Source organism: Novosphingobium mangrovisedimenti, assembly GCF_025153475.1.
In the GTDB taxonomy this organism is placed as follows: Bacteria; Pseudomonadota; Alphaproteobacteria; order Sphingomonadales; family Sphingomonadaceae; genus Novosphingobium; species Novosphingobium mangrovi_A.
Window position 1 is genome coordinate 263,227 of the sequence record NZ_JANZXA010000006.1, and the last position, 8,804, is coordinate 272,030.

General features: G+C 62.6%; 6 protein-coding genes. 4 read left to right on the plus strand and 2 right to left on the minus strand.

The window, feature by feature from the left end:
- Positions 1-30 precede the first annotated feature (30 nt).
- Genes NZK81_RS11210 through NZK81_RS11225 form a run of 4 tightly spaced genes read left to right on the plus strand, consistent with a single transcriptional unit; the run spans position 31 to position 6,300 of the window.
- Positions 31-1,260, plus strand: a complete 1,230-nt coding sequence (locus NZK81_RS11210) for a TolC family protein (RefSeq protein WP_013833402.1) — start codon at positions 31-33, stop codon at positions 1,258-1,260.
- Positions 1,257-2,741, plus strand: a complete 1,485-nt coding sequence (locus NZK81_RS11215) for an efflux RND transporter periplasmic adaptor subunit (protein WP_013833403.1) — start codon at positions 1,257-1,259, stop codon at positions 2,739-2,741. The genes NZK81_RS11210 and NZK81_RS11215 overlap by 4 nt, the downstream gene beginning before the upstream one ends.
- Positions 2,738-5,878 carry an efflux RND transporter permease subunit gene (locus NZK81_RS11220; protein ID WP_013833404.1) on the plus strand — a complete coding sequence of 1,047 codons (3,141 nt, stop codon included), beginning with the start codon at positions 2,738-2,740 and terminating at the stop codon, positions 5,876-5,878. Before NZK81_RS11215 ends, NZK81_RS11220 begins: the two co-directional genes overlap by 4 nt.
- A gap of 11 nt (positions 5,879-5,889) precedes the next feature.
- Complete coding sequence (locus tag NZK81_RS11225) at positions 5,890-6,300, plus strand: copper-binding protein (RefSeq protein WP_013833405.1); 411 nt, start codon at positions 5,890-5,892, stop codon at positions 6,298-6,300.
- A gap of 167 nt (positions 6,301-6,467) precedes the next feature.
- Here the strand turns inward: NZK81_RS11225 and NZK81_RS11230 are convergent, their stop codons facing one another.
- Entirely contained in the window at positions 6,468-7,355 is an 888-nt protein-coding gene (locus NZK81_RS11230) for an AlbA family DNA-binding domain-containing protein (protein ID WP_083835218.1), read from the minus strand.
- 366 nt (positions 7,356-7,721) lie between these two features.
- Positions 7,722-8,678: an alcohol dehydrogenase AdhP gene (gene adhP, locus NZK81_RS11235; RefSeq protein ID WP_260046179.1), complete on the minus strand. Its 957-nt coding sequence runs from the start codon at positions 8,676-8,678 to the stop codon at positions 7,722-7,724.
- Positions 8,679-8,804 lie beyond the last annotated feature (126 nt).

Below are 8,804 nucleotides of genomic sequence, written 5' to 3' on the forward strand. Positions count from 1 at the left end.
GGCCATGGCTCTCCCGATCAGGAGACTCCCATGCGATTGATTGTACTGGTGCCGCTGCTGGCGGCGATCCCGGGCGCTGCGCTGGCCAAGCCGCTGACCTTCGAGCGGGCGCTCGAACGCGCACGCGCCTACGCGCCGTCGCTCAAGGCGGGCGCGGCCGGGGTCGATGCCGCGCGTTCTGATTCGGTTGCCGCGGGTCGGTTGCCCGATCCGACGCTGGCGGTCGGCATCGACAATTTCCCCGTCTCGGGACCGCCGGCCTTCAGCTTCACCCGCGAGAACATGACGATGGAGCGTATCGGGTTGGAGCAGGCATTCCCCAATCCGGCCAAGCGCCGCGCGGAGCGGACCCGCGCGCAGGCAGACATCGGCATGGCAGAGGCCGGTCTGGCGGTCGAAGCGCAGAACGTCCGCCTCGAAACGGCCCTGGCCTGGATTGATCTCTATTACGCCAAGCGTCGGCTCGCACAGCTCGACCTGCTCAACGACAGTCTCAACGATCTGCAGACGACCGTTTCGGCGCGCCTCGCAGCCGGGACCGCGCGGCCGAGCCAGGCGTTCGAACCCGAGCAACTACGCGCCGCCGTCAACGACCGGCGCAGCGAACTTGCCGCCGAGGTCGCCGCTGCGCGCGCGCGGCTGATCCGGTTCACCGGCGATCCCGATGCCGACGCCGCAGGCGATCCGCCGACGATCGAGGTCGATCGCGCCCGCCTGATGGCGGGGGTGGCTTCGCTCCCCGCGCTCAAGTCGCTCGACGCCGGAATCGACGTGGCGGATGCGGACACCGAACTGGCTCGCGCCGAAAAACGGCCGGATTGGCGGGTCACCACATCCTACGGGCGCCGCGATCCGGCCTTTGGCGACATGGTGTCGGTCGGCGTGAGCATCGACCTGCCGTTGTTCACCAAGCGCAGGCAAGACCCGAAGATCGCTGCGAGGGCCAGCGATGCCGAACGTGCCCGGCTGCTACGCGAGGCCGGTGAACGGCAGATCGTGGCCGCACTCGACGCGGCTCTGGCCGACCACGTCATGCACCATCAGTTGCTGATGAACGCCCGTGACACGCTGGTGCCGCTCGCCAAGCGAAGGGCCGAACTCGACATGGCGAGCTATGCTGCGGGCAAGCTCGACCTCGGCAGCGCGCTGCTCTCGACGCTGGCCGAAGCCGAAGCCGAAGTCGACGCGCTGGCGCGCGAAGCTGAGGTCGCGCGCGACGCGATCCGGATCAACTTTACCTATGGGGATACGCAGCCATGACACTGAATGCAAAACGAGCGGCGCTGTGGGGCGCCGGGGTGTTGGCAATTGCAACAATTGCTGGCGGCAGCGGATACTGGCTCGGATTGCGCGGCGGACCGGTGACCGAAAATGATGCCGGTCAGTCGGGGCGAAAGATTCTCTATTGGTACGACCCTATGGTGCCAGCCGAGCACTACGACAATCCCAATTCTCTCTCGTCGATGGGGATGAAGACTATCCCGAAATATGCCGATGAGGCGGAAGGCGACGCCAGCGTAAAGATCGACCCCGCACTTTCTCAGAGCCTGGGTATGCGCACCGCGACCGCGAGGATGGGCACGCTCGGTAGCGCGATCAGCGCGACCGGCGTCATCGCATTCAACCAGCGCGACGTTGCCATCGTCCAGCCTCGTGCGGGTGGCTTCGTTCAGCGCACCTACGCACGCGCGCCCGATGACCTGATCCGGGCAGGCGCCCCAATCGTCGATCTGTTAGTGCCGGATTGGGGCGGGGCACAGATGGAATATCTCGCAACGCTGCGCACGGGCAATGCCGAGCTTGCCCGAGCGGCTCGGCAGCGCCTGACGCTCCTAGGCATGCCGGCCTCGACCATCTCCGCCGTTGAAAACGGACGGCGCACGAGCACCGTCTACACCGTCTCGGCTCCGATCGGAGGAACGATCTCGACGCTCGACGTGCGTCCGGGAATGACCGTGTCGGCGGGCGAGGCACTGGCGCAGATCAATGGCCTTTCCAGCGTCTGGCTCGATGCCGCCGTGCCCGAAGCGGTTGCGGGTTCGGTATCTCCCGGACAGCCTGTGACAGTTGCGCTTACGGCATTTCCCGGCGAGACACGGCGCGGGCGGATCAGAACCATCCTTCCCAAGGCCGACGACCAGAGCCGGACGCTTACCGTGCGGATCGAGCTGCCCAATCCCGGCCTCAAGCTTCGGCCTGGCATGTTCGCCCAGGTGAACTTCACCGGCAACGACCGGCAAGCGCTGTTGGTGCCCTCCGAAGCGGTGATCCAGACCGGCAAGCGTGCGATCGTGATGCTGGCGCTCGACAAGGGCCGTTACCGCGCTGCCGAAGTGCGCACCGGCCAAACCAGCAACGGCCAGACCGAGATCCTTGCCGGCCTCTCGCAAGGCGAGAAAGTCGTCACGTCCGGCCAGTTCCTGATCGATTCCGAGGCAAGCCTGTCTGGTATGGACGTGCGGCCGATCAATGCGGCCAGCACATCCGAGCCAGCGAAACAATCCACCAAGCCTGCGACCTACGAGACGCGCGGCGTCATCCAGAAGATCGCGCCCAGCGGGATTACGCTCAAGCATGAGCCGGTCCCGGCGCTGCAATGGCCGGCCATGACCATGACTTTCGGGCTCCAAAGCCCAGCACTGGCGCGCGGCTTCAAGGTGGGTGACCGTGTTCGATTCACCTTCAGTCAGGATGATGCGGGGCCGACGATCCGAAGCATGGCCGCGGAGGTGGGGCAATGATCGCGCGGCTGCTAGGCTGGTCGGTCACCAACCGCCTCTTCATCGTCCTTGCCGCGATTGCCCTTTCGGTAGCGGGCATCTGGGCAGTGCGCAGCACGCCCATCGATGCCTTGCCGGATTTGTCTGACGTACAAGTGGTGATCCGCACCAGCTATCCAGGACAGGCGCCGCGCATCGTCGAGGATCAGGTGACCTATCCGCTCGCAACGACCATGCTCTCTGTGCCCGGAGCGAAGACAGTGCGGGGCTATTCCTTTTTCGGCGACAGCTACGTCTATGTGATTTTCGAAGACGGCACCGATCTCTACTGGGCGCGCTCGCGTGTGCTTGAATATCTCAATCAGGTGCAGGGGCGCCTGCCCGAAGGCGTCACCAGCGCCATCGGACCCGATGCAACCGGGGTGGGCTGGATCTACGAATATGCGCTGGTCGACCGCACCGGTCAGCACGACCTCAGCCAACTGCGCGGCATTCAGGACTGGTTCCTGCGCTACGAGCTCAAGACCATCCCCGGCATCGCCGAAGTCGCCAGCATCGGCGGCATGGTAAAGCAGTATCAGGTCGTGCTCGATCCGGTGAAGCTCGCAAGCTACGGCATAACCTTTCAGGATACGGTCTCGGCAATCCGCAGGGCCAACCAGGAAGTCGGCGGATCGGTGCTCGAGATGGGCGAGGCCGAATATATGGTCCGAGCCTCGGGCTATCTGCAATCGCTCGACGACTTTCGGGCCATTCCGGTCAAGACAGCCCAGGGCGGCGTGCCGGTCACGCTGGGCGATGTCGCCACGATCCGACTTGGCCCGGAAATGCGCCGCGGTATCGCCGACCTCAACGGGGAGGGGGAAGTCGCCGGCGGCGTGGTCATTCTGCGCCAGGGCGCCGACGCCCGAAGCGCGATCGCGGCGGTCAAGGAGCGGCTCGCCACCTTGCGCAAGAGCTTGCCGCCCGGCGTCGAGATCGTCCCCACCTACGACCGTTCCCAGCTCATCGATGCCTCCGTCGAGAACCTTACCCACAAGCTGATCGAAGAGTTCATTGTCGTGGCCGTCGTCTGCGCACTGTTCCTCTGGCACGTGCGATCAGCGCTGGTCGCTATCGTGACACTGCCGCTGGGCGTGCTTGCGGCATTCATCGTCATGCGCTTCCAGGGGGTAAGCGCCAATATCATGTCGCTAGGCGGCATCGCGATTGCCATCGGCGCAATGGTCGATGCGGCGGTGGTGATGATTGAGAACGCCCACAAGCACCTCGAACGCTGGCACCGCGCCAATCCAGGCCGCGAACCCGACGCCCAGGCGCGCTGGCTCACCGTTACGCTCGCCGCAGAGGAAGTCGGGCCGGCGCTGTTCTTCAGCCTCCTCATCATCACCCTCTCGTTTCTGCCGGTCTTCACGCTGCAGGCGCAGGAGGGACGGCTGTTCTCCCCGCTCGCCTTCACCAAGACCTATTCGATGGCTTCTGCGGCGATCCTGTCGGTGACATTGGTGCCGGTGCTGATGGGCTGGCTGATCCGCGGGCGGATTCCGTCGGAACAGGACAATCCTATCAACCGGGCGCTGACCCGCGCCTATCGTCCCACGCTCGATTGGGTGATGCGTCACCCCAAGGGCATACTCGTGGTGGCAGGGCTGGTGTTCCTGACAACAGCGTGGCCCGCAACGAGGCTCGGTGGAGAATTTCTGCCGCCGCTCAACGAAGGCGATCTGCTCTACATGCCTTCCGCACTACCTGGCCTTTCTGCTGCAAAGGCTGGCGCGTTGCTGCAACAGACCGACCGGCTGATCAAAACCGTGCCAGAAGTGGAGAGCGTGTTCGGCAAGGCCGGTCGGGCCGACACCGCAACCGATCCAGCGCCGCTCGAAATGTTCGAGACAACCATCCGCTTCAAACCGCGCGGGTCATGGCGACCGGGCATGACGCCCGCCAAGCTCGTCGACGAGCTTGATCGGGTAGTGAAGGTTCCGGGCCTGTCCAACGTCTGGGTGCCCCCGATCCGCAACCGCATCGACATGCTTGCAACCGGGATCAAGAGCCCGATCGGCATCAAGGTTTCGGGAGAGGACCTGGGCACGATCGACCGAGTCGCGCGCCGAATCGAAGCAGTGGCGAAGACCGTGCCCGGTGTCAGTTCAGCCCTCGCCGAGCGTCTCGAAGGCGGTCGCTACGTCGATGTCGACATCGATCGCGCGGCGGCAGGGCGCTACGGCCTCAACATTGCTGATGTTCAGGAAATTGTCGCGGGAGCTGTAGGCGGGGCCAATGTCGGCCTCACCGTCGAAGGGCTGGCGCGCTACCCCATCAACGTGCGCTATCCGCGCGAGGTGCGCGACAATCTCGATGCCTTGCGCGCCTTGCCGATCCTGACCCCATCGGGACAGCAGATCACGCTCGGCACAGTTGCATCCCTGCGCATCGCCGACGGGCCACCGATGCTCAAGAGCGAGAACGGGCGGCCGACGAGCTATGTCTATATCGACGTGCGCGGGCGTGACCTTGCCTCGGTCGTTCATGATCTGCAGCGCGCCGTTGCAACAAAGGTTCAGTTACCGCCCGGCATCAGCGTCACCTATGCCGGGCAGTTCGAATATCTGAGCCGCGCGATCTCGCGTCTCAAGATCGTTGTGCCCGCGACCCTCGCGATCATCTTTCTGCTGCTTTACATGATCTTCCGCCGCTGGGACGAGGCGGCACTGATCATGGGCACGCTGCCCTTCGCGCTGACCGGCGGATTCTGGCTTCTCTACCTTCTGGGATACAGCCAGTCAGTCGCTACAGGCGTCGGCTTCATCGCCCTGGCTGGCGTCGCCGCTGAATTCGGGGTCGTGATGCTCCTCTATCTCAAGCAGGCGCTCGAAATGCGTGGCACCGATCCCGACCGAACCGAGGTGGAGGCTGCTGTGCGCGAAGGCGCGCTGCTGCGAGTCCGGCCCAAGGCAATGACGGTCGCGGTCATCCTCGCCGGCCTTTTGCCCGTCCTGATCGGGACCGGTGCGGGCTCGGAGATCATGAGCCGCATCGCCGCGCCCATGATCGGCGGCATGATCACGGCGCCGCTGCTCTCGATGTTCGTCATTCCGGCCGGCTATTTGCTGATGCGATCGCCACGCAAATCCGTTCGACATCCAGAACCATCGTAAGGAGAAGACCGATGAAAGTTATGTACAGCTTGATCATTCTGGGGCCTGCACTGCTGCTGGCGGCATGCGGGCAAAAGGCAAAGGAAACGCCTGCCGGATCGACATCGACGTCCGAACCCGCCGTTCAGTCGATGGGCGCCATGGGCCAGGCCATGGGCAGCAACAGCGGCACGATGCCTATGAGCAGCGCGCAGATGCCCGCGATGGCAAGCGGGATGGGCATGGTGACCGCCGTCGATCCCAAGGACGGGACGGTCACGATCAAGCATGGCCCGATCCCGGCCGCCAACTGGCCGGCCATGACGATGATGTTCACTGCCGATCCCAAGCTGCTTGAGACCGTGAAGCCTGGCGACAACGTATCCTTCGATCTCAAGGTCAAGGGTGATGGCGGCGAAGTGACGGCGATCAGGAAACAGTGACTGTGGGGGAGGGGCGGATCACCAGGTCCGCCCCTGCACAGTCTTCTTGCTGCGCCGAGTGTATGCAGCCAATTTGCCGGCTTGGAAGTGGTGGGAGCTGCAATACCGGCGAATGTCGGGCGAAGCCGATCGGCTTCGGGACAGCGAAGTGGTTTTTCTGGTTTCGTTTATTTGTGTGCTTTCTCGCGTTGGTGAAGGTGTGCGTGTGCTTCACGAACATCCAACTCTCGTGTGCTGTTCCCGGCGCGCAACATGAAGCGCGCTACACCGTCATCCAGATAATAGATCGGATCGAGACTTTTCTCTATGATAACCCTGCACACCGTCCTGTTATTCAGGTCATGAAATCGGCAATGAATTAGGGCGCATGCGTTTCCTCCGAGGCCGTCTCTCGCGACGTCCATCAACAAGCGCTCGAACCCGTCTCGATTTGCGTGCTTAAGAGTTTCAAGATCCTCCTCTATGCCGGCAATTTCTCCGTCATCTCCAACGCCTATGAGCAATGTACCGCCTTCATGATTGAGAAAGCCGGCTATCGTCTTGACGATCACTTGCTGAAGGCTACGGTTAACGCATCGCTGCCGTCTGTCCCAACGGAATGAAGACTTGAATTCCAACTGCTCGCTTTCTCCGCGCGCGATCAGTGAGGGTAACTCTTCCTCAAGTTCGTGCTCCAGATAGCGAACTGTATAACGCTCACGCATCAATCGGATGTGATAAGCTCCGAAGGCCAAGCCGATGGCGCTGCCGATCACTGCAAACACCATGCTCATCGGCAGCATTTTGAATTCAAATGCGGTGGCAAGCCGACCAATCGCGAAGCTCAGCGGGGTGGTCGCCGGCCCGCCGACCTTCTCACCGAACTCGTACCAACTGGCCAGCGTAGTGATCGGGTGCAGGACTACAATCCCAAGAATTGCACCGATGATGGCGTGAAGCAGCAGATCCCATCTTGGCTTGCGCGGCAGATATGCGGAAATGGCTACGTCTCCTTGGAAGCAGTTGGTAAAAATGCGTTTTTTGCCGTCCCGTGCCGCGCCCCGATGTCTTTGCATATCGTTCAATCCGTCGTGGGCCGACTAGGACGATCAGATCGTCATAATAGCGACCGAATCCCGTTCACGATGACCTTGAGGTTGCCGAGATTGAGGGTGACCAGCACTAATTTCGGACTTGCGCCCGAAGCACACAACCGGTTTGTCAGCTTCGGTAGGATGTTTAACCCGCATTGTTTCAATGCGAACTCGAAGACCTCCAGGTCACGGCCCTTGGCGGGCCGAGTTGACCGGACTGTGGCTCGATCGCTTTTCGCATTGGTCACGCGGCCGCGCATCAAGTCACACCGTTGGAGCCGCCCAATATATTTCTGGCCCCTAGTCTAATTGGGGAAACCTTGCGAGGCTCGCTGCGCGCACCCACCGTCACAATGTCATCACCATCCGGCCATCGACTTTCCCCGCCTTGAGGTCGCGGAACACCTCGTTGATGTCATCGAGTTGTGCCCTGTGTATGTGGGCGCGGACCTTTCCCTCCACCGCAAACTCAATGGCTTCGGCGAGATCCTTGCGTGTGCCAACGATCGAGCCGCGGATCGTGATGCGCTTCAACACCACATCGAAGATCGGCGTCGGGAATGCCCCTGGCGGGAGACCGGTGAGGGTCACGGTTCCCTTGCGGCGGACCATCTGCAGTGCCTGCGCGAAGGCGGGAACCGAGACGGCCGTCACCAGGACGCCATGCGCGCCGCCGCCGGTCTCCTTGACGATCCTGGCAGGCGTATCGGGCGCTTGCGCATTCACTGCCAGCTCGGCGCCGAGCGAACGGGCGAGGGCGAGCTTCTCTTCGGTCACGTCGAGGGCGACGACATGCAGACCCATTGCCTTGGCATACTGGATCGCAATATGACCAAGCCCGCCGACGCCGGAAATGGCGATCCATTCGCCCGGCCTTGCCTCGGTTTCCTTGATACCCTTGTACGTCGTCACGCCGGCACAGAGGATAGGTGCCAGTTCGGCGAAGTCGCAATTATCTGGCAGACGTCCCACGAACGGTGCGGCACCGATGACATATTCGGCAAAGCTGCCATTCACCGTGTAGCCGCTCATATGCTGCGATTCGCAGAGTGTCTCCCAGCCAGTCTCGCAGTATTCGCACTGACGGCAGGCGTCGTGGAGCCAAGCCACTCCGACTGCATCGCCTTCCTTCAACCCAACGACGCCAGGTCCGAGCGCTGCCACGATCCCGGTACCCTCGTGACCAGGGATGAAAGGCGGAGTCGGCTTCACCGGCCAGTCGCCGTTTGCTGCATGAAGGTCGGTATGACACACGCCCGTGGCGATTACCTTCACCAGCACTTCGCCGGGTCCGGGCGTCGGAATGGGGTGTTGATTTCCGCTGAGAGTTGACCCGGGATTTTCATCGAGAAGTGACCCGGGTGGATGTGTGTTTCCCGCGATGCGGGGGTTGGGTCAAGCGGGTGATTTTTCCTTTTTGGTTTTGGGTGC

Bases quoted from the DNA above. Each gene is read 5' to 3' on its own strand.
- NZK81_RS11210 (WP_013833402.1), top strand. From the start codon at position 31: ATGCGATTGATTGTACTGGTGCCGCTGCTGGCGGCGATCCCGGGCGCT.
- NZK81_RS11225 (WP_013833405.1), top strand. From the start codon at position 5,890: ATGAAAGTTATGTACAGCTTGATCATTCTGGGGCCTGCACTGCTGCTG.
- NZK81_RS11220 (WP_013833404.1), top strand. From the start codon at position 2,738: ATGATCGCGCGGCTGCTAGGCTGGTCGGTCACCAACCGCCTCTTCATC.
- NZK81_RS11215 (WP_013833403.1), top strand. From the start codon at position 1,257: ATGACACTGAATGCAAAACGAGCGGCGCTGTGGGGCGCCGGGGTGTTG.
- NZK81_RS11230 (WP_083835218.1), bottom strand. From the start codon at position 7,355: ATGCAAAGACATCGGGGCGCGGCACGGGACGGCAAAAAACGCATTTTT.